The sequence below is a fragment of the Fodinicurvata sediminis DSM 21159 genome, assembly GCF_000420625.1.
Taxonomy (GTDB): domain Bacteria; phylum Pseudomonadota; class Alphaproteobacteria; order Kiloniellales; family DSM-21159; genus Fodinicurvata; species Fodinicurvata sediminis.
Map to the genome: position 1 here is coordinate 17,438 of NZ_ATVH01000014.1, position 24,734 is coordinate 42,171.

Genomic DNA, 24,734 nt, shown 5'->3' on the forward strand with positions numbered 1-24,734 from the left:
CGGTCAGGCAAAAGCATCTGGCATGGAGTCCTTGCGCTGGCGGATGAAGTCCTGCAGTGCCTCATCGACCGTCGGATCCAGGCCGGGTTCCTGATAGCTTTCCAGCCAGGACTTCCAGAGCTTGTTGGCGCGCGTCGTCGCATCCAGGCCTCCTTCCGCCAGCCATTGCTCGTAGGAATTGTTGTCGGCGATGGTCGAGCGATAGAAGGCTGTCTCGAAGTTCGCCTGGGTATGGGCACAGCCAAGGTAATGCTTGCCCGGACCGACCTCGCGAATGGCATCCATGGCCTGGCCGTTCTCGCTCATGTCCACGCCACCGGCGAGCACCTGCTGCATGCCGAGCTGGTCGATATCCATCATGAATTTCTCATAGGAGGAAACCAGTCCGCCTTCCAGCCAGCCGGCGGCATGCAGGGTGAAATTCACCCCGCCCATCATGGTGGCGTTCAGCGTATTGGCCGATTCATAAGCGGCCTGGGCGTCCGGCAGCTTGGAGGCACATAGACTGCCTCCGGAACGGAAGGGCACGCCCAGCCGACGGGCCAGCTGCCCCATGCCATACAACACCAGAGCCGGTTCGGGCGTACCGAAGGTCGGGGCACCCGACTGCATGGACATGGAACTGGCGAAGGACCCGAGCACCACAGGCGCTCCCGGACGCACCAGTTGCGCCAGCGCCATGCCGGCCATGGATTCCGCCAGGGTCTGGGTCATGGTCCCGGCCACGGTACAGGGCGCCATGGCACCGGCCAGGATGAAGGGTGTGCAGATAACCGCCTGGTTGTTGCGGGCATAGACCTTCAGCGCACCCAGCATGGTGTCATCCCAGACCATGGGCGAGTTGGCGTTGATCAGGCTGATCATCACCGTGTTGTTCTCGACGAAGTCCGCACCGAAGAGCAGCTTCGCCATGGCCACGGAATCCTCGGCACGCTCCGGCGCGGTCACCGAACCCATGAAGGGTTTGTCGGAGTAACGCATGTGGCTGTAGAGCATGTCCAGATGGCGCTTGTTCACCGGCACGTCGGTCGGTTCGCAGACCGTGCCGCCGGAGTGATGTATCGCCGGCGCCATGTAGGCGAGTTTCACGAAGTTGCGGAAATCCTCCATGGTCCCGTAGCGGCGTCCCCCCTCCAGGTCGCTGACGAAGGGCGGACCGTAGACCGGCGCGAAGACCGTGGCATCCCCGCCGATCTCCACGGAACGTTCTGGATTGCGCGCATGCTGTGTAAAGCGGGCCGGTGCGTTCTCGGTTATTATTTTCCGGCAAAGCCCGCGGGGAAAGTGTACGCGCTCGCCCTGCACATCGCAGCCCGCATCCTTCCAGATTTGCAGTGCTTCTGGATCACCGCGGAACTCAAGCCCGATCTCCTCCAGCACCGTGTCGGCATTCTGCTCGATGATCGCCAGCGCCTCTTCGTTCATGACCTCGAAGCAGGGCACCTTGCGAAGGATGTAACGCAATTGCTGTTGGCCGGCACCACGTCGTGCGGCACGGCGGCTTTCCGCCCCGCCGCGCCCCCTGCGTCCGGACCGCCCGCTTGCGTCCGCCGGGGCCGTATCCGCCGCTTCTGACTGCTCGTCTATCGCCTGGTCGCTCATGGCCCTGTACCCGCTTTCTGATGATCCGAGTCATACAGCCTCCATTTGGTGACGCACCCGTTTGCCAAGCTTGCGAAACTGCGACCCTGAAAGGCGCAGAAACGCCGCATTTCCAAGGCTTTCCGATGTCGCAATCGACAAGGCCTGTGTCGCGATTCGTTCGGCACCAAAAAGCAACCGTTGCGATGCTCACAGGTGGCAGAACCCACGGCACTTTTCGAGAAGGGCAGCGGTCATGAAAACACAGGCACGGGTGGTGGTTATCGGCGGCGGGGCTGTCGGCGTCTCGACCCTCTATCATCTTGCAAAATTCGGTTGGTCGGACGTTGTCCTGGTGGAACGCACCGAACTGACGGCGGGCTCGACCTGGCACGCGGCTGGACTGCTGCCACTGTTCAACATGAGCTACAGCGTCGGCCAGATACACAAGTACTCGGTCGACCTCTACAAGTCGCTTGAGGAAGAGACCGGGCAGAACGTTTCCTTCCACGTCAACGGGAACCTGCGCCTGGCAGAAACCCAGGAACGCATGGACGAGTACCGAAAGTATTGCGGCACGGCCAATACCATCGGTGTGCCCTATGAGCTGATCACACCCAGCGAGGTGAAGGAGCTTTGGCCTCTGGCCGAGGTCGACGACCTGGTGGGGGCCATCTACCACCCCGACGATGGCCACATCGCGCCGGCAGACCTGACCACCGCCCTGTCCATCGGTGCACGCAACCGCGGGGCCGAGATCTATCGCCAGACCCCCGTGACCGGCGTGACGCAGAAAGAGAACGGCGAGTGGATCGTTCACACGAGCAAGGGGGACATCACCTGCGAGCACGTGGTCTGTGCCACTGGCAACTACGCCCGCCAGACCGGCGCCCTCTTCGGGCTCGATGTGCCCGCCATACCGGTGGAACATCAGTACATCGTGACCGAGCCCCACCCGGCCCTCGTCCAGCGCCAGAAGGAGGGCAAGCCCGAGCTCCCCGTCCTGAGGCCTTCCGATGATGCCTACTACTTCCGTGAAGAGCGCCAGGGCTTCCTGCTTGGTCCCTACGAGAAGGGGGCGCCGGCCTGTTTCGTCGATGGTGTACCGGACTCCTTTGGCCAGGACCTCTTCCCGGGCGACCTGGAACGCCTGATGCCCCATGTGGAAGCCGCCATGGAACGCATACCGGCCTTCACCGAAGTCGGCATCAAGGATATCATCAACGGCCCCATCTCCTACACCCCGGATGGCAACCCTCTGGTCGGCCCGGCCTGGGGCGTGAAGAACGTCTGGCTGAACGAGGGTCACTCCTTCGGCATCACCGCAGCCGGCGGCGCCGGGCGCTATCTGGCCGAATGGATCATCGAGGGCGAGCCCTCCATCGAGCTGATCGATGTGGATCCGCGCCGCTATGGCGCCTATGCCAACAAGCGCTACACGAAGCTGAAGAATGAAGAGGCTTACGAGCACGTCTTCGTCATTCACTACCCCGACGAGGAGCGCCCGGCCGCACGTCCGGCCAAGATGAGCCCGATTCACGACAAGCTGGACGCCGCCGGCGCTGTCTGGGGCCAGCGCTATGGCTGGGAGCGCCCCAACTGGTTCGCGCCCGAGGGCGTGGAACGCAAGGACGTCTGGTCCTTCCGCCGCACCAACTACTTCGAACATGTGGGCAACGAGGCCCGGCATATGCGTGAGAAGGCCGGACTGATCGATCTGACCTCTTTTTCCAAGTTCGAGGTTTCCGGCCCGGGTGCCGAGGCCTACCTGGACCGCCTGGTGGCCAACACCATTCCCAAGAAGGTGGGCCGCATGTCGCTCAGCCATGCGCTGACCCATTCCGGCGGCGTGCGCAGCGAATTCACCATTACCAAGCTGGCGGAGAATCGCTTCTATCTCATCTCCTCGGGTTCGGCGGAGCGCTTCGACTGGGATTTCCTGTTCAAGAACCTGCCCGATGACGGCAGCGTACGCCTGGACAACATCACAGGCAGCCGCGGCGTCTTCGTCCTGTCCGGCCCCAACGCCCGGGACATCCTGCAGCAACTGACGGACAGCGACCTGTCCAATGCCGCCTTCCCCTGGCTGACCGGACAGGCCATCAATGTCGGCCTGGCCAGCGACGTTCGGACCCTGCGCGTCAACTTCGTCGGCGAACTGGGCTGGGAATTGCATCATCCCATCGAGTACCAACGGCATATCTTCGACGAGATCATGCAGGCCGGAAAGGAGCACGAGCTTGGCCTTGTGGGAATCCGGGCCATGGATGCTCTGCGCATCGAGAAGTCCTATCGCATGTGGGCAAAGGACCTCAGCCGCGAATACACGGCCTTCGAGGCCGGGCTGGACCGCTTCGTACGCCTCAACAAGGGCGAATTCACCGGCCGCGAGGCCCTGGTGCGCCAGCAACAGGAAGGTCTGCCGAGGCGCTTTGTCACAATGGAGGTCTTCCCCGAGGCCCGTAATGGCCGGCCCATCGCCGATGCGGGCGGCAATGAACCGATCTACAGCAACGGCAACATGATCGGACGCGCCACTTCAGGGGTCTATGGGCACAATGTCGAGCGCAGTCTGGCCCTCGGCTATGTCACTCCGGAGTTTGCCGAGCCCGGAACCGAACTGGAAATCGAAATCCTGCGCGATCGCTTTCAGGCACGGGTCGTACCGGAATCACCCTGGGATCCCGAGAACGAACGCCTGCGTGCATAGTCCTCCCCGCATGAAGGCCTCCCGCCGGCGACTGGAATTGTCAGTCGCCGGTCTTTTTTTCATTTGCCTCGTGCGCACCATGAAAAAGGTCCGGGACAGCAAGAAGATGACGCCTTATTCTCCGCCCTGGTCTTAAGCCCTTGAGTGAGCAGGAGCCTCGATGATGAAAACAATCCATTCCGCCCTTTTCCTGATTGCCGGTATTGCATTGGCCGCCTGCAGTCAGAGCGGAATCCCGGGATCGGAACGGGGCAGCGCTCCAGCACCGACCTCTGCTGGACTGGAAAGCGAGGATGGCCTGCCCGAAACTGACCCCATCGTCTATATCTGTGACGGCGGTGCCATGGTCGCGGCCATTTATGACGGCGAGGAAGCCCTGGTGACCTATGAGGGCCGCTCCGAGGAAATGCAGACCGTGCGATCGGGCAGTGGCGCGCGCTATGCCGGCGAGGACTGGATCTGGTGGACCAAGGGCAACACCGGCTTCCTGCAGTCCCGGGCCGATGAGGAAACCATCGTTGATGGCTGTTCCATTCACGGAGAAGGCTGACCCAGGGAAAACTGAAACCGGGAAGACTGAAACCCATCCTGACTTTTTCGGGAGAGACACCCTTCATGAGCGACCTGCTGCAAGACCTGCTGTCCCGCCGTCCCTGGTTGCTGGCCGATGGCGCAACCGGCACCAACCTCTTCGCCCTCGGCCTGCAGCATGGTGATTCCCCGGAACTCTGGAATCTGAACCAGCCCGAGAAGGTCCGGCAGCACTACCGCTCTTTCATTGACGCCGGATCGGACATCGTACTCACCAACTCCTTTGGCGGCACAGCCAACCGCCTGAAGCTGCACGCTGCGGACGGTCAGGTTCACGAGATCAACCGGGAAGCCGCGCGCCTGTTGAAAGCGGAAATCGCGGACAGCGGGCGCGAGGTGGTCTGTGCCGGCTCGGTCGGCCCCACAGGGGATCTGTTCGTCCCGCTCGGCCCTCTCAAGTACGAGGATGGCGTTGCGGCCTTCACGGCTCAGTGCGAAGGCCTGGCCGAAGGCGGCGCCGATGTGGCCTGGATCGAGACCATGTCCTCGCCCGACGAACTCAATGCTGCCATCGAGGGGGCAACGCAGGCCGGCCTGCCCGTGGTCTGCACGCTGTCTTTCGACACCAACGGACGCACCATGATGGGAGTGACGCCCGAGGACCTGAGCCGGCTGGCCCACCAGGCGACCTCCCCGCCTCTCGCCTTTGGTGGAAATTGCGGGACCGGCCCGGCCGAGATGGTGGCGGCCCTGGTCAACATGCACAACGCCGCCGGCCCCACGGACATCCTGGTTGCCAAGGCGAACTGCGGCATCCCGGTTTTCGTGGATGGTGAAGTGCGCTACAATGGCACGCCAGAGTTGATGGCCCGCTACGCGGTCCTGGCGCGCAATGCCGGAGCCCGCATCATCGGCGGCTGCTGTGGCACCACACCGGATCATCTGCGTAGCATGCGGCATGTCCTGGAAACGACAGAGCCGGGCAAGAGCCCCTCGCTGGAAGAAATCACCCGTGAGCTGGGCAGCATCTCGGCCGGGAGCCGCGGCGAAAAACCTGGCGAGGGCAGCGGACGTCGAGGAGCCAGGCGGCGCAGCCGGGTCTGATAAACCTCTCAATCATCAAGGGTGGAGGCATGATGGCCCAGCAGGACTGCACGCTGTATATCGCCGGCGCGCACCAGAAAGCCGCCGACGGACAGACCTTTGAAACCCGGAACCCCGCCACAGGTGACCTTCTGGCCCATGTCCAGCAGGCCGGCGCGGCGGATGTCGCGCGTGCCGTAGAAGCCGCCAAGGCAGGCTTTGCCACCTGGTCGGTCATGACCTGCGCCGAGCGCGGGCGTATCCTGCGCCGCGCCGCCGACCTGTTGCGTGCACGCAACGACGAGCTGGCGCGCTTGGAGACACTGGACACCGGCCGCCCCATCCAGGAGACCTCGGTCGAGGACATCAACAGCGGTGCCGACTGCCTGGAGTACTTCGGAGCCCTGGCAGCCGGCCTGTCAGGCGAGCATATCGACCTGGGTCCGTCCTTCGCCTACACCCGGCGCGAGCCGCTGGGGATCTGTGCCGGCATCGGCGCCTGGAACTACCCCACCCAGATCGCCTGCTGGAAGGCGGCCCCGGCACTGGCCTGCGGCAACGCGATGATCTTCAAGCCGGCCGAACTGACGCCCCTGACCGCCATCAAGGTGGCGGAAATACTCAGCGAAGCCGGACTGCCAAACGGAGTCTTCAATGTGGTGCACGGCTTTGCCGAAACCGGCCAGTTGCTGACACGCCATCCGGACATCGCCAAGGTTTCGCTGACCGGCGAAGTGGCGACCGGCCGCCGGGTCATGGCCGACGCCGCCGGAACCCTGAAGGAGGTCACGCTGGAGCTGGGTGGCAAGTCGCCCATCCTGGTCTTCCAGGACGCCGATATCGAGCGTGCGGTGACCGGCGCCATGCTTGGCAACTTCTATAGCGGCGGCGAAATCTGTTCCAACGGGACCCGGGTCTTCGTCCACGAAAGCATCAAGGAGGCGTTCCTGGAATGCCTGGTGGAACGCACAGAAGCCCTGAAACTGGGGGACCCTCTGGATCCCGACACCCAGGTCGGTGCGCTCATCTCGCAGGAACATACCGACAAGGTCCTGCAGGCCATCGAGGCAGGCCAGAAGGAAGGTGCACGGCTGGTGACCGGCGGCCAACGTCTGACCGAACCGCCTTTCGACCGGGGCGGTTTCGTGACCCCCGCCATATTCGATGCCTGCGCCGATGACATGAACCTGGTGCGCGAGGAGATCTTCGGGCCTGTGCTCTCGTTGCTGAGCTTCCGTGACGAGAACGAAGTGATCGCCCGTGCCAACGCCACGCCCTATGGCCTGGCCGCCGGCGTCTTCACCCAGGATTTGGCGCGTGCCCATCGGGTGGTCGCTCGCCTGCAGGCCGGCACTTGCTGGATCAACAACTACAACCTGACCCCCATCGAGATGCCCTTTGGCGGCTACAAGCAGTCCGGCCTGGGACGAGAGAACGGCAAGGCGGCCATTGAGCACTATTCCCAGTTGAAAAGTGTCTATGTCGAGCTGGGTGAACTGGAAAGCCCCTACTGAAGGCCCCTGCATGAAAGCTGACACACACTTCGACTACATCATCATCGGGGCCGGCTCGGCCGGCTGTGTGCTGGCCAATCGTCTCACCGAGGATCCCGAAGTCAGCGTTCTACTGCTGGAGGCGGGCCCGCGCGACCGTTCCCTTTTCATCCACATGCCGGCAGCCCTGGCCTATCCCCTGGCCGACCGAAAGTTCAACTGGTTCTACCACAGCGAACCTGATCCCTGGATGGACAACCGCCGGCTCTACTGCCCGCGCGGGCGCGTGCTGGGGGGCTCTTCTTCCATCAACGGCATGGCCTATGTACGTGGTCATGCGCGGGACTACGACCGCTGGGGCAGCCACGGACTTGACGGCTGGGACTATGCCCACTGCCTGCCCTACTTCCGGCGCGCCCAGGCCCATGAATACGGGGCCGACGACTACCGCGGCAGCGACGGGCCGCTGAAGGTCTCGGCCGGACGCATGGAGAACCCGCTGGAACAGGCCTGGGTCGCGGCCGGGCAGCAGGCCGGCTATGCACTCACCCCTGACATGAACGGCCATCGCCAGGAAGGCGTCGGTCACATGGACATGACGGTTCACGAGGGCGAGCGCTGGTCGGCTGCCAAAGGGTATCTCTACCCCATCTTGGATCGCCCGAACCTGACCGTGCGCCATTCGGCCCTGACCCTGCGCCTGCTGTTCGAGGGTCAGCGAGCCAGCGGCGCCGAGGTTACCTTCGGCGGCATGGCACAGCAGTTCCACGCCGATCGCGAGGTCCTGCTCTGTGGTGGGGCCATCAACTCGCCACAGCTGCTCATGCTCTCCGGCATCGGCCCGGCCGACGACCTGACGGCTTTGGACATTCCCGTTGTGGCCGACCGCCCGGGCGTGGGGCGGAACCTGCAGGACCACTTGGAAATCTATATCCAGCATGCCTGCAGCCAGCCGGTCTCGCTCTACAGTTCAACAAAGTTGTTGAACAAGGCTTGGGTCGGCCTGGAATGGCTGTTCTTCAAGCGAGGTGTCGGGGCCAGCAGCCACTTCGAGGCGGGCGGTTTCATCCGCAGTCGCGCCGGTATCGAGCACCCGAACCTGCAGTACCATTTCCTGCCCATTGCCATGAATTACGATGGCAGCAATCCGGTGCGCGGCCATGGTTTCCAGGCCCATGTCGGCCCGATGCGCCCCACCAGCCGAGGTCATGTACGCCTGCGCAGCCCGGATGCCCGCGAGGCACCCGTCATTCTCTTCAACTACATGGCCACCGAGAACGACCGGCAGGAGATGCGCGAGGCCATCCGCTTGACCCGCGAGATCTTCGCCCAGCCAGCATTCGATCCCTACCGCGGCGCTGAACTGACGCCCGGCCCCGATGCAGAGAGCGACGCCGACCTGGATGCTTTCGTCCGCGCCCATGGCGAAAGCGCCTACCACCCATCCTGCACCTGCGCCATGGGACCCGCCAGCGACGAGATGGCCGTGACCGACGCCCAGGGGCGGGTTCACGGTGTGGAGAACCTGCGCGTCGTCGACGCCTCGATCATGCCCGATATCGCCAGCGGCAACCTGAATGCACCCACCATCATGATCGCCGAGAAGCTGGCCGACGCCATCCGCGGCAAGACCCCCTTGGCGCCATCGGACGCTCCGGTCTGGATCCATCCGGAATGGCAGAGGAAACAGCGCTAGACCGAAGACTCATAATAATTCAACCAGATGTTCAGTACCGCGAGTTTGAGCGCAGTCATGTAGTTCTATGGATTGCTTTAATAGCGCGTGACGATGCCACTGAACTTCTTGATCTTGAAAAAAACCAAGAATAATTGAACATTCTAATGGTCAAAACTTGATATTTCAGCGTGAAGCCGCGAATGTGCGGGCGTTCATGATCAATGGGTGCTTCAATATGGTTCCTGCTAATCTCGAATATGAAAACCTTATCGACCTAATTGCCTCCTACGCTGATAAAGGCAGAGGCGAATCTGTTTCTTTTCTTAACTGGTTCTTGGAAAATATTTTCCGATTAGACAGCATTTCTGCCGATGACTCGATTTGCGATCGCCCAAATGATCGGGGTATCGATGGTATTTATGTTGACCACGACCAAGAAGAAATTGTGGTTCTCCAAAGCAAGCTTCGTCAGAAAGAGGCAACTGTTGGAGATGCTCCATTTCGCGATTTGGCGGGAACACTTACGCAATTTAAGGATCGAGGAGCAGTGGAATCGTTACTAAATGGCGGAGGCAACCAAGACTTAAAGCACATCCTTATGCGCGAGCATGTTGCTGACTTAATTGAGAACGGTTACCAAGTAGTCGGGAGCTTTGTTACCAATCAACCTCTTGACACGAATGGTCAGGAATTCGTTGAGCAGGCTGACAACATAAGGGCGTACGATCGCAACAGAATTTGTTCCGAATTCATTGACATTGAGAGTGAGGGGGGCGTTGACGAGAAGTTTGTTATGGACGCGAGTTATGTCGAGCCCATGAAGATACAGACTGGGGACTCCGCTACGACCTATATTTTTCCAGCCAAGGCGTCGGAATTGGTCAGAATGTCGGGGATAGATGACGGCACGCTATTTTCTCAGAATGTTCGGCAATCTTTGGGTAATACAAAGGTAAATAAGTCTCTACAATCGAGTGTTAAGGATCAAAACGAGCACCAAAACTTCCCACTTTACCATAACGGTGTTACGATTTTATGTAAAAATGCACAGTATGAAGATGAGAAAATCACTATTGAAAATTACGTTGTCGTAAACGGCGCTCAAAGCATTTCGACTTTCAAAAAATCTTCCTCACATCTATCGGACGATTTGCGCGTAATCGCAAAGGTTGTAGAACTTGATGACTCTGCGCTTGCAAGGAAGATTACAGTTAATAGCAACAACCAAAATGCTATTAAGCCAAGAGATTTGAAGTCTAATAACGAGGTGCAAATTCGCCTGAAGGAAGAAATGAAAGCTGTGGCAGGCGGCGCCTACGATTTAGAAATAAAACGCGGCGAGCCATCTCGAGAGGGGGCAATCGTCATCACCAATGAGGAGGCTGGTCGTCTCTTACTAGCAAGTGACCTGGAAGAACCCTATTCTTGCCATCAAGTTTATAAGCTATTTGACGAAAAATATGCAGATATTTTCGCACGCCCTTCTGTCAATGCTTGGAGAATCGTTCTACTACATAAAATTATGGAGCAGGTAGAAGCTAGCATGCAGAATATCGAGTATAAGCCGCTCTCAAAATATGGCCTTACTCGATTTTTTCTTCTGTCTTGCGTTTTTCATTTAATTCAAGAGGATAACGTTTCTCGTTTTTGGATGCAGCGCCCCAGGAAGGTTTTTGAAAATGGAAACGTGGATAAATTTTGCGCTGCAGTATCTGAGGTTCTTAAGACGCTAATTGTGGACTTGAACTACGAGGTTAAAGAACTTGGTGATAGCTTCGACTACAAGGGTGACTTAAAGGGGCCGAATAAGATTTCTGAGTTAAGGGGGAAGTTGATGACCAGTTACATGAAAGACGTTGCTCGCGACAAAGCATCTGCATTCAAGGAAATGCTTGCATAAATTATTATGCGATCAATTGTTCTCGTAGACACTAAACTTCTTCTTATCGACTAGGCCGCAGACTCAAAAGTCTTCAATCAGATTCGGAATGAAGCCAATTTCAGTGCAAAGGAATAGTTCTCCAGCTTGCGGTCATAATTTGTTGTGATGCCTCTGGACCACTTGATTCTTCTGGAGAAATCGGCACAGGAACTGCCGGTGCGAAAGCGCCAGAGAATGCCATTGATCACGCACGCCGCGGGATTTGTTGGGCAACAGCTAATGGGTTACAGCTCATTCATTATCCGTCAGTTCGTAGCGCCAGCGGCTATCTGTCCTCTATCTCTTGTTCACCAGAGGACATAGACGAATCCTATCTCGTCATCTTAGAAATCCCATTAATGAGTATGCGGCCTAGTCCACTCCATTGGATTAATCCCTATGCATCCTGGAAAGCCGAGAGGATTCGGTAATAGGCTGAATAAAAGGCGTAGGCGTCATTTGTTTGCGGAGGCTATGAGCAATGATGGGGCTTTTGCGCAGCATTCTCTTCAGTCTTGTTGTCCTGGTTAGCGACCTCGCTGGTTTTGGGCTGGCCGATGACCTTCAAGCACCTTCCCAGCAGAGCGCTACTGTCGAGATAGCCGAAAACACGCCTCGCTTCAGCTCACAGAGCTATTCGCGCATCCGCACGACCATTCGAGGCGAGGACGGCAAGTCGGTGCCCGTAGAGGTTTCAGTGCGCCTGCAGAGCCAGGGCGGGGACGAGGCCTTACTGACCCTCGTCCGTGATGGCGCCCCCGGCGACCTCATCCTGGCCCTTCCCGACACCAGACTTGGCCCGGAGGACCTGCGCACACTCATCATCCAGGACGGTGCAGAAAGCGCGCTGCACTACACCACTGTCGGCGCCCTGCGTGCCGGAAATCACGGCCGAGGCCTCACCCTGCAGCATCAGGAGATTGATGACTCAACACCGGCCCTCCTGTTGCGCCGTTCGGGCCGCGACAGACTGGAAGCGCGCCTGCACCTGCGCGACACAGCGCGGCTGGGCCGCATCCTGGTCACTCTGGGCGGGGCCAGCGGCTGGACTTCCGTATAGAGCGTGGCACGCGGCAGCGTTACAAACTCTCTCCTACCCCTCCACCAGCTTCTGCAGGGTCTCCAGCCGGTCCGCCTCCGCGGCAGGCTTGTCCCAGCGGATGCGGCTGATGCGCGGGAAGCGCATGGCCAGTCCGGACTTGTGGCGGGTCGAGGGCTGGACGGCATCGAAGACCACCTCGAAGACCAACCTGGGGGCAACGGCGCGCACCGGGCCGAAGCGGTCCACGGTATGATCGCGCACCCACTTGTCCAGCTTCTTCAGTTCTTCGTCCGTGTAGCCGGAATAGGCCTTGCCCACGGGCACAAGCTCGCCTGCCTCGGTCCAGGCGCCGAAGGTGTAGTCGGAATAGAAGGAACTGCGCTTCCCGTGCCCGCGCTGGGCATACATCAGCACGGCGTCCAGCGACAGCGGGTCACGTTTCCACTTGTACCAGAGGCCGCGCGGCCGACCGGCGACATAGCGGCTGTCACGGCGCTTGAGCATCAGGCCCTCCAGGCTTTGCTTGCGTGCCTCGGCGCGCAAGCGGGCCAGGCTGTCCATGTTGTCGGCTCTCACCAGAGGCGAGAGGTCCATGCGCGGTGGCCAGTGACAGGCATACCAGTCCTCGAGCCGGCGGCGGCGCTCAGTGAAGGAAAGATCACGCAGGTCCTCGTCACCCTCGTACAGCAGGTCATAGAGGCGGATATGGGCCGGATGCTTGCGCAGTCCAGCCGCCGTCACGGACTTGCGGTTCAGGCGCTGCTGCAAGTCGTTGAAGGGCGCCACGGTGCCCTCGCGCACCACCAGCAGCTCGCCGTCTAGAACGCCCTCAAAATCCACGCCCTCAAGCACGTCGGGGAAGCTGTGGCTGATCTCTTCGCCCGTGCGGCTGAACAGCCGGGCCTTGCCGTCATAGGCGACCAGCTGCACACGGATGCCGTCCCACTTCCACTCCACGGCGAAGTTCTCCAGCTCCAGGCTCTCCACCTCGCGCTCCTCCAGCGGATGGGCCAGCATCAGCGGCCGGAAGGCGGCGCTGCGGTCCGGCTCGGGACGCGCACCCTGCCCTTCAAGCCAGGCAAAGAGATCTTCATAAGGCGGAGAGAGGCCGTGCCAGACCTCCTCAATCTCGCCCACGGCGCAGTTACCGAACTCGGCCAGGGCCGTCTTGGCCAGCCGTTCGGAAACACCGACGCGCAGGCCGCCGGTGATGAACTTCAGAAGTGCCCAACGTCCGGTAGCGTCCAGCGCATCCAGCCAACCTTCCAACAAGGCAGGCACCTCGGCCCGGGATGCCCCCTGCAGGCGCTCGACGATCTCGTTCAGCTCTGGCGGGCGGTTGGCGCCGGCGCGGCCCTGCCAGATCAGCGAGACGGTCTCGGCCAGGTCGCCCACGTAGTCGTGCGACCAGCGAAACAGGACGGGATCGTGGCGCGCCTCGGCCAGGGCGCGCACCTGAGCGGGCTTGGCGCTGCGGAAATCTAGCGTGCCGGTCATCGCCCCCAGTGCCCAACCGCGATCCGGGTCCGGCGCATGCGTGAAGTAGTTCGCCATCAGGCGCAGCTTGTCATTGCGCCCGGGAGTCAAGCTGAGGCGATCGAGCAGGAAGGCAAAACGCTCCATGATCTTCAGACGGCCTCCTGCTCCTCGTCGCCACGGCCGATCAGCGACAGGGCCCGGGCGGGCAGCCCCTGCTGCTGCGCAAAATGGATCAGTGCCTCCTCGTTGCCGTGGGTCACCCAGATTTCAGGCGCACCCACATCGGCGAAGGTTCTGGTCAGTTCGTCCCAGTCGGCATGGTCGGAGATCATCAGCGGCAGCTCCACGCCACGCTGGCGGGCCCGCTGGCGCACCTGCATCCAGCCCGAAGCCATGGCGATCACCGGCTCGCTCAACCGCCTGGCCCAGCGGTCGGCAATGGCCGAGGGCGGGGCCAGCACCAGAGCGCCCGCCATCTCCTCCTTCTGGCTGGCGGTGGCCGGGCGCAGTTCGCCCAGTGCAACCCCGTGGGCACGATAGAGCTCGCACAGCTCCTGCAGCGCACCATGGATGTAGATCGGCGCATCATAGCCGGCACGGCGCAGGAGTGCGATGACACGCTGCGCCTTGCCCAGGGCATAGACGCCAACAACATGCGTGCGTTCAGGGAAGAGACGCAGGGAGTTGAGCAGCTTGTCCACCTCCCGCTCCGGCTCTGGATGTCGGAAGACCGGCAGGCCAAAGGTGGCCTCGGTGATGAAGACGTCGCAGGGCACCGGCTCGAAGGGCGCACAGGTGGGATCCGCCCGCCGCTTGTAGTCGCCGGAGACCACGATGCGCTGGCCCCGGTGCTCCAGCACCGCCTGGGCCGAGCCCAGCACATGGCCCGCCGGCACAAGCTGCACCCGAACCTCGCCGATCTCGATCCCTTCACCATAGGCCAGCGCCTGCTGTTCACGACCTGACTTGTCCTTGTAGCGGCTGCGCATGATGGACAGCGTCTCGGCCGTGGCCAGGACCCGGTCATGGCCAGGCCGCGCATGGTCGGCATGGCCGTGAGTCACCAACGCACGCGGTACGGCGCGATGCGGATCGATGTGAAAATCGCCGGGCGCGCAGTAGATCCCCTGGTCGGTCACGTAGAGCCAGCTTTCGGGCAGAAGTCGGTTTACGGACATGGTTCAGGATATGGCTCTCCTGGCGCGCATGACCAGCCCTCTCTACACCGTCTGGAAGCGCAGCAAGCCTGTTCGGCGCTGCCAGCGAGCCAGGAACGCTACCGGCACAACTGCTCGCGCAGAACGTACTTCTGGATCTTGCCGGTTGAGGTCTTTGGCAGTTCGCCAAAGGTCACGTAACTCGGGCACTTGTAACGCGCAAGATTCTGGCGGCACCAGGAGATCACCTCCTCCGCGGTCAAGGCGCTGCCCTCCCGCGGCGTGACCACCGCATGGGGCGTCTCGCCCCATTTCTCGTGCGGCACCGCCACCACTGCAGCCTCGATGATTTCGGGATGGCTGTAGAGCACTTCCTCGATTTCCAGCGAGGAGATGTTCTCGCCGCCCGAGATGATCACGTCCTTGGCACGGTCCTTGATCTGGACATAGCCGTCGGGATGCACCACGGCCAGGTCACCCGTGTGGTACCAGCCATCGCCAAAGGCTTCTGCGCTGGCCGCCGGATTCTTCAGATAGCCCTTGTGGACGGTGTTCCCGCGGATCATCAACTCCCCCACCGTCTCGCCGTCCGGGGGCACCGGGATCATCTCCATGGGGTCCATGACCTGCAGGTCCGAGATCATCTGATGCGGCACACCCTGGCGTGCGACGAAGCCCGCCCGCTCCTCGAGCGGCATCGCATCCAGGCCCGGCTGCCAGGCACAGAGCATGGAGGGCCCATAGGTCTCAGTCAGCCCGTAGAGATGGGTGAGCGCGAAGCCCATCTCCTCCATACGCGCGATCACGCTGCTCGGCGGGGCCGCGCCGCCCGTCGCCACCTGGACCCTGTGATCAAAGACGCGTTTCACCTCGTCCGGCGCATGGATCAGCATGTTGAGCACGATCGGCGCGGCACAGAGGTGAGTGACCTGGTGTTCGGCAATGGCGGGAAAGATCAGGGCCGGATCGGGCCGGCGGATGCAGATGTGCGTGCCGCCGGCGCAGGTCACGGCCCAGGTATAGGTCCAGCCGTTGCAGTGGAACATGGGCAGGGTCCATAGATAGACGCTCTCGGGACCGAGCCGGAAACTCATGACATTTGCCGCAGCGTTCAACTGTGCGCCGCGATGATGATAGACGACCCCCTTTGGATTGCCCGTGGTGCCCGAGGTGTAATTGAGCGCGATGGCGTCCCACTCGTCATCCGGCAGCCAGTGGTCGAAGGCAGGATCTCCTTCACCCAGCAGGCTGTCGTAGTCCGTCTCGCCGATCCGTTCGCCGCTGTCCACATGTGGCGGGTCGATATCCACGACCAGCGGGCGCGGGCCTTCCATCAAGGACAATGCTTCCACGATCACAGGGGAAAGCTCACGATCCGTCAGCAGAACCCTGGCCTCGCCATGATCCAGGATGAAGGCCAGTTCCCGGGCACCCAGGCGCACATTCAGCGCATTCACGACGGCGCCGGCCATGGGCACGCCGTAGTGCGCCTCCAGCAGTGCCAGGCTGTTGGGCGCCATGACAGCCACGGTATCGCCCCTGCCGATCCCGCGCCGGTTGAGCGCCGAGGCCAGGCGGCGGCAACGCGATGCCATTTCCCGGTAGGTGAGACTCTGGGGGCCATCGACCACGGCGGTGCGTGGTCCATAGACCCGTTCCGCCCAGGCAAGATAGGTGAGCGGCGTCAACGGAACGTGGTTCGCGGCGTTGGGGTCCAGGTCCCGGTCGAAGATCGAGTGCTTCTCAGAGCTTGCGTTCATCTCTCCACTCCTCTGACCCTCCACTCACCCTTGGTTTCCCTTTTCGAGCGCAGCCAGGTATTTCGGGTTCGCACGTGCCAGTCGGTCTCGCGTGTCCTCGACAAGTGCCCTGTAAAGCTGCTCGGACCGCGCGAGCTCGTCCCAGTCCCCACCGCGTATCGCCCGGGCAAGTGCGGCGGCATCCGCCTTCTCCCCCGCCAGCGCCGCCAGGCGCGCCTCCTGGCGCAGCGGCAGCGCGTCCGTGCTGTCCTGCAGGGCCCGCTCCGCCAGCCCCATGACGCTCAGCACCATCAGCATGTCCAGGCGCCGTTCTTCCGGCAGGGCCGGCAGGATCTCGTCCTTGAGAGCGGCGCGCGCCGTCGCAAGCAGTGCGGTGACATCGGGGCGATCCGGAGTCATGCCACCGCCTCCGTATTCAGGGTACTGGGAAGGTCCAGTCCAGGGGCCGTCATCTGCAACAGTTCGATCTCGATCTCCGGCAGGCGCAATCCGATCAATCCCAGGTTCAGCGTTTCTTCCTCACCGGACAGATAGCGCCCGGCCTGCTGCAAGGCGATGACGGCCCAGCGCAGATGGGCGAAGACCTCCCACCAATAGACCTTGGCCGGATCGATTTGGCGCCCGCTCTCGTTGTAATAGCCATGATAGAAAGCGGCGCGACTGCCGATACCGCCCGCCGGTCTGTCGCGCCTGCCGAAGCGCCAGCACATGGCGCAGAACCAGCCTATGTCCTCGTGCGGGTCCGACCAGCCGGAAAACTCCCAGTCGAGAATGCCCGTCAGTCCGTTTTCGTCCACCATGTAGTTGCCGGTGCGGAAATCCCGGTGGGCAAGCACGACCTCCTCATTCTCGGGCAGCCGCAGCTTGAGCCAGCGCAAAGCCCATTCCAGGGCGGGCTCGGGTCGGTCGATGGCATCGACGTAGCCGTACATGGCCCGAAGCTCGTTCAGCGCCGGGGTTTCTTCCGGCAGGGCGAGAAAGTCGAAGCTGTGGGTCGCGGGTGTGATCGTGTGGATCCTCGCCAGCTCGCGTCCCAGCGCCTCCGCCAGACCCTCCTTGTCACCGCTGGCCAGGGTATCGTCCTTGACCAACTTCTGTCCCACGGCCGTGCCCCCGACGCGCCGCATCAGGCAGAAGTCCTTGCCCAGAACCGCGCGATCCGTGCTGTGATGGATCGGCTCGGGCACACAAACCCCGGCCTTCCAGGCGGCCTTGAGCAGGGCGAACTCCTCCAGGCGCGAATGGCTGAGCGCCACGCCGCTCGCGCTGTCGGTGCGTAACACCCAGGCATGGGTGCCCTCGCGGGGTCCGCCGGTGACCGCGACATCCACGGCCCAGTTCTCCTGAATGGCGCCACCGGACAGCTTCTCCTGCGCCGTCACCTGGACCTGCTGCGCATCGAACGCCTCCGCGAGATGGCTCTCCAGTCGAGATAGGGCGGATTGATCCAGGCTCATCTTCGTCTCCTCAGACCCCCCAGCGCCAGAATTCCTGGCCTTCCTGACGCAGGAAGCGATTCAGCACGGTCTTGTGCACCTCCGAAGCGCCATCGACCAGCCGAGCCTGGCGCGCATAGCGATAGATCCATTCCAGGATCGTGTCCTTGGAATAGCCGCGCGCGCCATTCAGCTGTATGGCCGTGTCGACCGCTTGGTGCAGAGCATCTGCCACCTCGATCTTGGCCATGGAGATCTGCTTGCGCGCCTTGTCCCCCTGGTCGAGTGTCCAGGCGGCCCGCATGGTCAGCAGGCGGCCAACCTCGATGCGCATGGCCGCCTCGCCCAGCTGCATCTGCACCGACTCGCGTTCCGCCAGCTTCATGCCGAAGGCCTCGCGTTCCTCGACATACTCGCGCGCGATCTGGAGCGCCCGCTGCGCCAGTCCCAGCCAGCGCATGCAATGGGTCAGGCGCGCCGTGCCCAGGCGGATCTGGGTGGCCTTCAGCCCGTCGCCCACCTCCATCAGCCGGTTCTCGTCGGGAATCTCCAGACCATCGAACTCCAGTTCGCAGTGCCCGCCGTGCTCTTCCGGTCCCATGATCGGGATTCGGCGCAGGATCTCCCAGTTGGGGTCGTCGCGATGGAACAGGAAGGCCGTCAGTCCCTTGCGTGTGTCCTCCGAGGTGCGCGCCACCAGGATGAAATGAGTCGCCACTTCCGCACCGGTGATGAACCATTTGCGGCCATGGACGCGCCAAAGGTCACCATGCCGCTCGGCCGTGGTCTGCATCATCGAGGGATCCGATCCGCTCCCGGGAGCCGGTTCGGTCATGACGAAGGAGGAGCGTACTGCGCCATCGACGATGGGCTGCAGCCAGCGGCTCTTCTGGTCGTCGCGCGCCACTTTCTCGAGCAGGATCATGTTGCCGTCGTCGGGCGCTGCACAGTTGAAGCAGACGGGACCGAAGATCGAGTGATTGGCTGCCTCGTAGAACACGGCCATGGCCTGCACGTCCAGGCCCAGTCCGCCCCGGCTGGCCGGCATCTGCGGCGCCCAGAGCCCGGCGGCCTTCGCCTTCTCGCGCAGGCGTGCCAGCAAGGGCTCTGAAATGTTTTCGTGGGCGTCATAGCTTCCCGGATCCGCCTCCAGGGGCAGAAGCTCGGCCTCGACGAAGCTTTGCACCTTCTGGCGCAGCGTCTCGACCTCCTCCGGCAGTGCAAAATCCATGGAACCGCTCTCCCCTAAAGTGCGTTGACCGCATGGCCGCCGTCGACCGGGATGACGGCTCCCGTCATGTAGGCGGAAGCCTCATCGCAGAGCATCAACAGCGGCGCATCCAGGTCCGAAAGCTGACCGAGCCGGCGTTGCGGCACGCGCTTGATCAATGCCTGTCCAGCTTCGCTGGCGAAGAACTCCCGGTTCAGATCCGTTTCGATATACCCGGGCGCCAGGGCGTTCACGCGAATGCCGTGGCGCGCCCATTCGACTGCAAGCTGGCGTGTCATATGGGCCAGCCCCGCCTTGGAGATGGCATAGGGACCGACGGCCCCTGCCGGGCGGAGGCCCGTGATGGAGGCGATATTGACCACGGTCCCGGTCCGGCCGGCCTCCACCATCTTCTCCGCCGTCGCACTCGCGAAGAACCAGGCGCCCTTGAGGTTCGTGTCCAGCACGCTGTCCCAGTGCTCTTCCGTCACCTCCAGCGCCTTGGTTGTGTCCACTGTGCCCGCATTGTTGATCAGGCCGTCCGGCACCCCTGCCTGCTCGACTATATCCGCCACGGCGGCACGAATGGCCGAGACATTGCGTATATCCGCTTCCGCAATGACCGGTGCCGCCCCCGACCGACTGGTAAGACTGTCGGACAGCGCCTCCAGCTTTTCCCGCCGGCGCGCCACCAGGGCGACCCGAGCCCCGGCTTGCGACAGCACTTGCGCAAAATGCGCCCCGAGGCCACTGGAGGCACCCGTTACGACAAATAGCCTGTCTTTCAGGTCGCTTGATAAAGTCATTACAGCGATACCTTGCCCTGCTTGTACACTGCGGACAAGATCACAGCCCCGGAACAGGGGGGCAAATACCCGGCGTTCCTCGAACCTGCCTCTCGCTGCTTCGGAAGCCCAACTTGCAATCCTTGTAACAAGAACGTACGGTTTTGATGATGGTCGGCGCATGACGTAGACCAAAAACAAGCGTGGACCACCGAAAAATAAGAATTTTTTGGGGAGGAACGCACACATGAGCATACGAATTACCAAGCCGCTCGGCGCTGCACTTGTCGGTGCCGGCATGACTCTGAGCGCAACCGCTTCGGCACAAGAGCCGATTCAAATCGGCGCCATCTACATCCTTTCAGGCGTTGGTTCGACCTACGGCGAGTTCGCCCAGAACGGTGCCAATCTGGCCATCGACGAGATCAACGAGGACGGCGGCGTGCTCGATCGCCCGCTCGAGATCACCTTCGAGGACAGCCAGCTCGAGGCCCAGACCGCGATTCAGGCCATGCGCAAGCTTGTCTATCAGGACGGCGTGGACGTGCTGATGGGGCTTGATTCCAGTGGCGTCGCCACCGGGGTGGTGCCCGTGGTGCCCGAGGTGGAAACCCCCTTCATCATAACCCATGCGGCGACCCCGGACGCCACCGGCAAGCTGTGCAATCAGTGGACCTACCGCAACAGCGTCAACATCCCGCAGAACATCAAGGGCGCGGCGATCATGGCCGAGGAGAGCGGGGCGAACAGCTGGACCACCGTCGGCCCCGACTATGCCTTTGGCCACCAGTCCTGGGAGTATTTCCAGCGCTATCTGGGCGAACTCAACCCGGATGCAACCTTCTCCGACGAGCCCTCCTTCCCCGCCTTCGGGACTGAGGACTTCACGCCCTTCATCAACACGGTGATGTCCGCCCAGCCGGACGGCGTGTTCCTGTCGATCTGGGGCAGCGATCTTGTAAACTTCACGCGGCAGGCCAACGATCTCGGCTTCTTCGACGAGGATTTCGAGGTCCTGATGTCGCTCGGGGCCGCCACCGAGGTGCTCAGTGCTCTCGGTGAACAAATGCCCACCGGCATCACAGTCGGCACGCGCTATTGGTATGGTGCCTACGACAACGAGATGAACAAGGCCTTCGTCGAGGCCTATCGCGAACGTCATGAAACCCCGCCGAGCTACAACGCCCAGAATGCCTATTCCGCGGTCTATGCCTACAAGGCCGCCATCGAGAAGGCGGGCGAGGTCGACAAGGTGGCGATCCGCGATGCGCTCAAGGGCATGAGCTACCAGGCTCCCATGGGCGAAGTGCGTTTCCGGGAAGGCGACAACCAGGCCCTGGTCGCTCCCACCTATGGAACCACAGCGGAAGACCCCGACAGCGAACTGCGCATGCTTGACCCGCAACGCACGTTTGCTGCCGAGGACGTGACGCCGCCGCTCTCCGAGACCGGCTGCAACCTCGGCGGATAGACCGCTCCTGCCGGCGGTGGCAGAAAACCACCGCCGGCTTTCCTCTGCCTGCCGCCGTTAGCCTGGAGGTCCCGTGGAGAGCTTCATCGCCGCACTCATGAACAGCCTGGCTCTGGGGATGCTGCTGTTCCTCATCGCCATCGGCCTCAACATCATCTTCGGCGTTCTCAACATCATCAATTTCGCGCATGGCGCTCTCTACATGCTCGGTGCCTATATCACCTATACCGTGGCTGTACTCACGGGGGTGAGCTTCTGGATCGCGCTCTTCGCCGCGCCACTCATCGTGGCCGCTATCGCCGTGGTGATCGAGCGGGTTATGCTGCACAGGATTTACGACCGGCCGATCACCGACAGCCTGCTTCTGACCTTCGCCCTTCTGCTCATCATCGATGAGACGGTCCGCTGGATCTGGGGCAGCACGATCCACGTTGTCGATCCACCTGTCAGCCTGAGCGGGACAGTGCGGCTGCTCGGGGTCCAACAGCCCATCTACGGTCTGTTCGTGATCGCCATGGGCCTGATCGTCGGCCTCGGCCTTTGGGGCTTCTTCTCGGGCACGCGGGCCGGCAAGGTAATGCGCGCCGCAGCCATCGACCGGAAGATGTCGCGGCTGGTGGGCATCGACGTGCCGCTGGTGTTCACCGGGGTTTTTGCCCTGGGGGCTGGCATCGCGGGATTTGGTGGGGCGATTGCCGCACCGATCCGGGCGATCAGTCCGGCCATGGGCGGGAACATCATCGTCGAATCCTTCATCGTCGTGGTGATCGGCGGGCTTGGCAGTTTCCCGGGAGCCTTTCTCGGGGCACTGGTGCTAGGCGCGATCAACGGTTTCGGCTCCCGCTACCTGCCGGATCTCAACCTCGTGATGCCCTTCCTCGGAATGGCGCTGGTCCTCTTGCTGAAACCCCATGGCCTGATGGGGAGGTCGACCTCATGAGCCCGCGTTTCGGTCTGGCCGCAGGCTTTGTCGCAATCCTGCTGGTGGCGTTATGGTTCCTGCCAGCCTGGGCCCCCTACTTCTATATCTTTGTCGCCTCGGAGATCCTGATCCTGGGTCTCTTTGCCGCCGGATTCAATCTGGTGTTCGGCTATACAGGTATGCTCAGCCTGGGCCATGCCGCCTTTTTCGGCTTCGGTGCCTACGTGACGGCGATGCTGCTCCTGCACTTCGACACCCCGCTTGCCCTAGCGCTGATTGCCTCGCTTGCGGGGGGCGGACTGCTCGCCCTCGTGATCGGCTTCTTCTGCGTGCGCCTGACCGAGGTCTATTTCACGATGCTGACACTGGCGTTCGGAATGATGGTCTTTTCCGTTGCACAGCAGTGGCGGAGCTTTACCGGGGGATCGGATGGGATCACGGGCTTTCCCGTGGGTTCATTTGGTCTCGGCCTCGAGCTCAATCTTGGCAACCCTGCGGTCTATTATCACCTGACCCTCGTTATCGTCACGCTCGCGGCCCTGTGCCTCTATCTCATTACCATTTCGCCCTTCGGCCTGGTCCTCCGGGCGATGGCCGAAAACCCCGAACGCGTGGCCTTCACCGGCATACCTGTCCGGCGCTATCGGCTCTACAGTTTCACGATCTCAGGCGCCTTTTCCGGGCTCGCCGGCGGACTCTTCGCTCCCTTCACGCGGGTGGCCTCGCCGGAAACCCTGCACTGGTCGCAGTCGGCCGAGCCGGTGCTGATGAGTATCCTCGGCGGCTCGGCCACCTTCCTTGGACCATTCGTAGGCTCGGCAATATTCGTCCTGCTCGAAACCTGGATCACCAGTTTCACCGAGCGCTGGATGCTGTTCCTCGGCATCGTACTCGCGCTCATGGTGATGTACCTGCGCCGCGGCTTGCTGGGCACGGCCCTCGACCGACTGACGAAACGGGGCTGAGCCATGGCTGAGCAGACCACTCACATTCTGACCACCGAGAAACTGACCAAGCGTTTCGGCGGACTGACCGCCGTCGATGGCGTCTCCATCGAGCTCGACGAAGGCGAGATCGTCGCCCTCATCGGCCCCAACGGGGCCGGCAAGACGACCTTCTACAACATGGTCTCGGGCCGGATGACACCGAGTTCGGGGCGCGTGCTGCTCCACGGCAGCGATATCGCGGGTCAGCCGCCGCATCAGATTGCGCGTGCCGGAATCGGGCGCTCGTTCCAGATTACCAACGTCTTCAATGAATTGACGGTACGCGAGAACGTCCAGGTCGCCCTGGTCAGCCACCGAGGCAAGAGCCTGCGGCTGTTCACCATTTTGGGGCGCGACAAGGCGCTTCGTCGCGAGGCGGACGAAATCCTTGCACGCCTTGGCCTGGGGGCCATGTCCGACCTGCGAACGGGTACCCTGTCCTATGGCGACAAGCGGCTCCTGGAGCTTGCCATCGTGCTGGCCATCGAACCCGAGATCGTGATGCTGGACGAACCGACGGCCGGGCTTACGCCAGAGGAGACGAAGGGTGTCATTGAGTTGATCCGGAACCTGCGGGCCGAACGGCCCTACACTTTCTTCATTACAGAACATGACATGGAAGTGGTTTTTGGCCTGGCCGAGCGAGTTTTGGTCATGCATCGCGGCCAGCTCCTGGCCACGGGCACGCCCGAAGAGGTTCGCCAGAACCCCGAGGTGCGCAGGGCCTACCTGGGTGATGAGGAGGAGGACTCGGCCGCATGATGCTCGAGGTCACGGATATCCACACCTTCTATGGCGAAAGCCGGGCCCTGTCGGGCGTCAGCCTGTCGGTGGACGAGGGCGAAACGGTGTGCCTTCTGGGGCGTAACGGGGCCGGCAAGACGACGACGCTGTCTTCCATCGTCGGCATCGTGCCGCCGAGCCGGGGATCGATCCACTTCCGCGGCGAGGACATTACCCGCAAACCGGCGCACGCCATCACGCGCATGGGCATCTGTCTGGTGCCGGAGGACCGCCGGATCTTCGGCGACCTGAGCGTGGCCGAGAACCTGGAAGTCGCGCTCTACCGAGGCCCGCGAAAAGCAACCTGGTCGCTCGAGCGGGTCTTCGACGAATTTCCGGTGATCGCCAAATTCAAGGATCGGCCCGGCAAGACCCTGTCCGGCGGCGAGCAGCAGATGCTGGCGATCGCGCGGGCGCTGGTGGGCCAACCGGAACTCCTGCTGCTGGACGAGCCGAGCGAGGGTCTGGCTCCGGTCATCGTCCATCAGATCGGGCGGCTGCTCGCCAGTCTCGCGGAAAGCACGACGATCCTCTTCACTGACCAGAACCTCGCCTTCGCCCTCAAGCATGCCCAACGGTGCTATATCCTGGCCAAGGGAGAAGTGGTCCACGAAGGCCCGGCCGCGGCCCTGCGCGACGACCCGGAACTGCAGGAACGCTATCTCTCCGTCGCGGCGAGTTGAGATGTGACCGAAGGCGGGAGAGC

The 24,734-nt window shown here is 62.1% G+C and carries 20 protein-coding genes; 12 read left to right on the plus strand and 8 right to left on the minus strand.

Annotated elements, in window-relative coordinates; translation table 11 throughout:
* Window positions 1-3: 3 nt before the first annotated feature.
* On the minus strand, window positions 4-1,602 hold the full coding sequence (locus G502_RS0107895) for a trimethylamine methyltransferase family protein (RefSeq protein WP_022728121.1): 1,599 nt from the start codon (window positions 1,600-1,602) through the stop codon (window positions 4-6).
* 235 nt (window positions 1,603-1,837) lie between these two features.
* Between G502_RS0107895 and G502_RS0107900 the strand changes: the two genes are divergently transcribed.
* From G502_RS0107900 to G502_RS0107935, 7 genes are all read left to right on the plus strand, one after another.
* Entirely contained in the window at window positions 1,838-4,291 is a 2,454-nt protein-coding gene (locus G502_RS0107900) for a GcvT family protein (RefSeq protein ID WP_022728122.1), read from the plus strand.
* A 160-nt stretch (window positions 4,292-4,451) separates the two neighbouring features.
* Entirely contained in the window at window positions 4,452-4,841 is a 390-nt protein-coding gene (locus G502_RS21375; RefSeq protein ID WP_022728123.1) for an MliC family protein, read from the plus strand.
* A 65-nt stretch (window positions 4,842-4,906) separates the two neighbouring features.
* The gene (gene bmt, locus G502_RS0107910) at window positions 4,907-5,926 is read left to right on the plus strand and encodes a betaine--homocysteine S-methyltransferase (RefSeq protein WP_022728124.1); all 1,020 of its coding nucleotides are present in this window, start codon (window positions 4,907-4,909) and stop codon (window positions 5,924-5,926) included.
* A 29-nt stretch (window positions 5,927-5,955) separates the two neighbouring features.
* A complete protein-coding gene (gene betB, locus G502_RS0107915) occupies window positions 5,956-7,419 on the plus strand; it encodes a betaine-aldehyde dehydrogenase (RefSeq protein ID WP_022728125.1) in 1,464 nt (487 codons plus the stop codon).
* A 10-nt stretch (window positions 7,420-7,429) separates the two neighbouring features.
* Window positions 7,430-9,094: a choline dehydrogenase gene (betA, locus tag G502_RS0107920; RefSeq protein WP_022728126.1), complete on the plus strand. Its 1,665-nt coding sequence runs from the start codon at window positions 7,430-7,432 to the stop codon at window positions 9,092-9,094.
* Window positions 9,095-9,311: 217 nt separating this feature from the next.
* Window positions 9,312-10,976, plus strand: a complete 1,665-nt coding sequence (locus G502_RS0107925; RefSeq protein ID WP_026989217.1) for an AIPR family protein — start codon at window positions 9,312-9,314, stop codon at window positions 10,974-10,976.
* Between the two features lie 502 nt (window positions 10,977-11,478).
* Complete coding sequence (locus tag G502_RS0107935) at window positions 11,479-12,057, plus strand: hypothetical protein (protein ID WP_022728129.1); 579 nt, start codon at window positions 11,479-11,481, stop codon at window positions 12,055-12,057.
* 33 nt (window positions 12,058-12,090) lie between these two features.
* On the opposite strand, the gene G502_RS0107940 is transcribed toward G502_RS0107935, so the two are convergent.
* The 7 genes from G502_RS0107940 to G502_RS0107970 form a co-directional block, all read right to left on the minus strand.
* Entirely contained in the window at window positions 12,091-13,662 is a 1,572-nt protein-coding gene (locus tag G502_RS0107940) for a cisplatin damage response ATP-dependent DNA ligase (protein ID WP_022728130.1), read from the minus strand.
* Window positions 13,663-13,667: 5 nt separating this feature from the next.
* A complete protein-coding gene (locus G502_RS0107945) occupies window positions 13,668-14,696 on the minus strand; it encodes a ligase-associated DNA damage response exonuclease (protein WP_022728131.1) in 1,029 nt (342 codons plus the stop codon).
* A gap of 98 nt (window positions 14,697-14,794) precedes the next feature.
* Window positions 14,795-16,435: an acyl-CoA synthetase gene (locus tag G502_RS0107950; RefSeq protein WP_022728132.1), complete on the minus strand. Its 1,641-nt coding sequence runs from the start codon at window positions 16,433-16,435 to the stop codon at window positions 14,795-14,797.
* 24 nt (window positions 16,436-16,459) lie between these two features.
* A complete protein-coding gene (locus tag G502_RS0107955) occupies window positions 16,460-16,834 on the minus strand; it encodes a DUF6285 domain-containing protein (protein WP_022728133.1) in 375 nt (124 codons plus the stop codon).
* Complete coding sequence (locus G502_RS19285; RefSeq protein WP_022728134.1) at window positions 16,831-17,892, minus strand: phosphotransferase family protein; 1,062 nt, start codon at window positions 17,890-17,892, stop codon at window positions 16,831-16,833. The genes G502_RS0107955 and G502_RS19285 overlap by 4 nt, the downstream gene beginning before the upstream one ends.
* 10 nt (window positions 17,893-17,902) lie before the next feature.
* The gene (locus tag G502_RS0107965; protein ID WP_022728135.1) at window positions 17,903-19,102 is read right to left on the minus strand and encodes an acyl-CoA dehydrogenase family protein; all 1,200 of its coding nucleotides are present in this window, start codon (window positions 19,100-19,102) and stop codon (window positions 17,903-17,905) included.
* A 14-nt stretch (window positions 19,103-19,116) separates the two neighbouring features.
* Entirely contained in the window at window positions 19,117-19,887 is a 771-nt protein-coding gene (locus G502_RS0107970; protein WP_022728136.1) for an SDR family NAD(P)-dependent oxidoreductase, read from the minus strand.
* A gap of 226 nt (window positions 19,888-20,113) precedes the next feature.
* On the opposite strand from G502_RS0107970, the gene G502_RS0107975 reads away from it, so the two are divergent.
* The 5 genes from G502_RS0107975 (at window position 20,114) to G502_RS0107995 (ending at window position 24,711) form a co-directional block, all read left to right on the plus strand.
* A complete protein-coding gene (locus G502_RS0107975) occupies window positions 20,114-21,337 on the plus strand; it encodes an ABC transporter substrate-binding protein (protein WP_022728137.1) in 1,224 nt (407 codons plus the stop codon).
* A gap of 73 nt (window positions 21,338-21,410) precedes the next feature.
* Entirely contained in the window at window positions 21,411-22,277 is an 867-nt protein-coding gene (locus G502_RS0107980) for a branched-chain amino acid ABC transporter permease (RefSeq protein WP_022728138.1), read from the plus strand.
* Window positions 22,274-23,224 (plus strand): branched-chain amino acid ABC transporter permease, encoded by a 951-nt coding sequence (locus G502_RS0107985; protein WP_022728139.1) that lies wholly within the window; start codon window positions 22,274-22,276, stop codon window positions 23,222-23,224. Before G502_RS0107980 ends, G502_RS0107985 begins: the two co-directional genes overlap by 4 nt.
* 3 nt (window positions 23,225-23,227) lie before the next feature.
* Window positions 23,228-24,007 carry an ABC transporter ATP-binding protein gene (locus tag G502_RS0107990; RefSeq protein ID WP_022728140.1) on the plus strand — a complete coding sequence of 260 codons (780 nt, stop codon included), beginning with the start codon at window positions 23,228-23,230 and terminating at the stop codon, window positions 24,005-24,007.
* Window positions 24,004-24,711: an ABC transporter ATP-binding protein gene (locus G502_RS0107995; protein ID WP_022728141.1), complete on the plus strand. Its 708-nt coding sequence runs from the start codon at window positions 24,004-24,006 to the stop codon at window positions 24,709-24,711. The genes G502_RS0107990 and G502_RS0107995 overlap by 4 nt, the downstream gene beginning before the upstream one ends.
* Window positions 24,712-24,734: the final 23 nt, after the last annotated feature.

Bases quoted from the DNA above. Each gene is read 5' to 3' on its own strand.
- G502_RS0107950 (WP_022728132.1), bottom strand. From the start codon at position 16,435: ATGAACGCAAGCTCTGAGAAGCACTCGATCTTCGACCGGGACCTGGAC.
- G502_RS0107975 (WP_022728137.1), top strand. From the start codon at position 20,114: ATGAGCATACGAATTACCAAGCCGCTCGGCGCTGCACTTGTCGGTGCC.
- G502_RS0107925 (WP_026989217.1), top strand. From the start codon at position 9,312: ATGGTTCCTGCTAATCTCGAATATGAAAACCTTATCGACCTAATTGCC.
- G502_RS0107940 (WP_022728130.1), bottom strand. From the start codon at position 13,662: ATGGAGCGTTTTGCCTTCCTGCTCGATCGCCTCAGCTTGACTCCCGGG.
- G502_RS0107990 (WP_022728140.1), top strand. From the start codon at position 23,228: ATGGCTGAGCAGACCACTCACATTCTGACCACCGAGAAACTGACCAAG.
- G502_RS0107985 (WP_022728139.1), top strand. From the start codon at position 22,274: ATGAGCCCGCGTTTCGGTCTGGCCGCAGGCTTTGTCGCAATCCTGCTG.
- G502_RS19285 (WP_022728134.1), bottom strand. From the start codon at position 17,892: ATGAGCCTGGATCAATCCGCCCTATCTCGACTGGAGAGCCATCTCGCG.
- G502_RS21375 (WP_022728123.1), top strand. From the start codon at position 4,452: ATGATGAAAACAATCCATTCCGCCCTTTTCCTGATTGCCGGTATTGCA.
- G502_RS0107995 (WP_022728141.1), top strand. From the start codon at position 24,004: ATGATGCTCGAGGTCACGGATATCCACACCTTCTATGGCGAAAGCCGG.
- G502_RS0107935 (WP_022728129.1), top strand. From the start codon at position 11,479: ATGATGGGGCTTTTGCGCAGCATTCTCTTCAGTCTTGTTGTCCTGGTT.
- G502_RS0107945 (WP_022728131.1), bottom strand. From the start codon at position 14,696: ATGTCCGTAAACCGACTTCTGCCCGAAAGCTGGCTCTACGTGACCGAC.
- G502_RS0107970 (WP_022728136.1), bottom strand. From the start codon at position 19,887: ATGACTTTATCAAGCGACCTGAAAGACAGGCTATTTGTCGTAACGGGT.
- G502_RS0107965 (WP_022728135.1), bottom strand. From the start codon at position 19,102: ATGGATTTTGCACTGCCGGAGGAGGTCGAGACGCTGCGCCAGAAGGTG.
- bmt (WP_022728124.1), top strand. From the start codon at position 4,907: ATGAGCGACCTGCTGCAAGACCTGCTGTCCCGCCGTCCCTGGTTGCTG.
- G502_RS0107955 (WP_022728133.1), bottom strand. From the start codon at position 16,834: ATGACTCCGGATCGCCCCGATGTCACCGCACTGCTTGCGACGGCGCGC.
- G502_RS0107895 (WP_022728121.1), bottom strand. From the start codon at position 1,602: ATGAGCGACCAGGCGATAGACGAGCAGTCAGAAGCGGCGGATACGGCC.
- G502_RS0107900 (WP_022728122.1), top strand. From the start codon at position 1,838: ATGAAAACACAGGCACGGGTGGTGGTTATCGGCGGCGGGGCTGTCGGC.
- betB (WP_022728125.1), top strand. From the start codon at position 5,956: ATGATGGCCCAGCAGGACTGCACGCTGTATATCGCCGGCGCGCACCAG.
- betA (WP_022728126.1), top strand. From the start codon at position 7,430: ATGAAAGCTGACACACACTTCGACTACATCATCATCGGGGCCGGCTCG.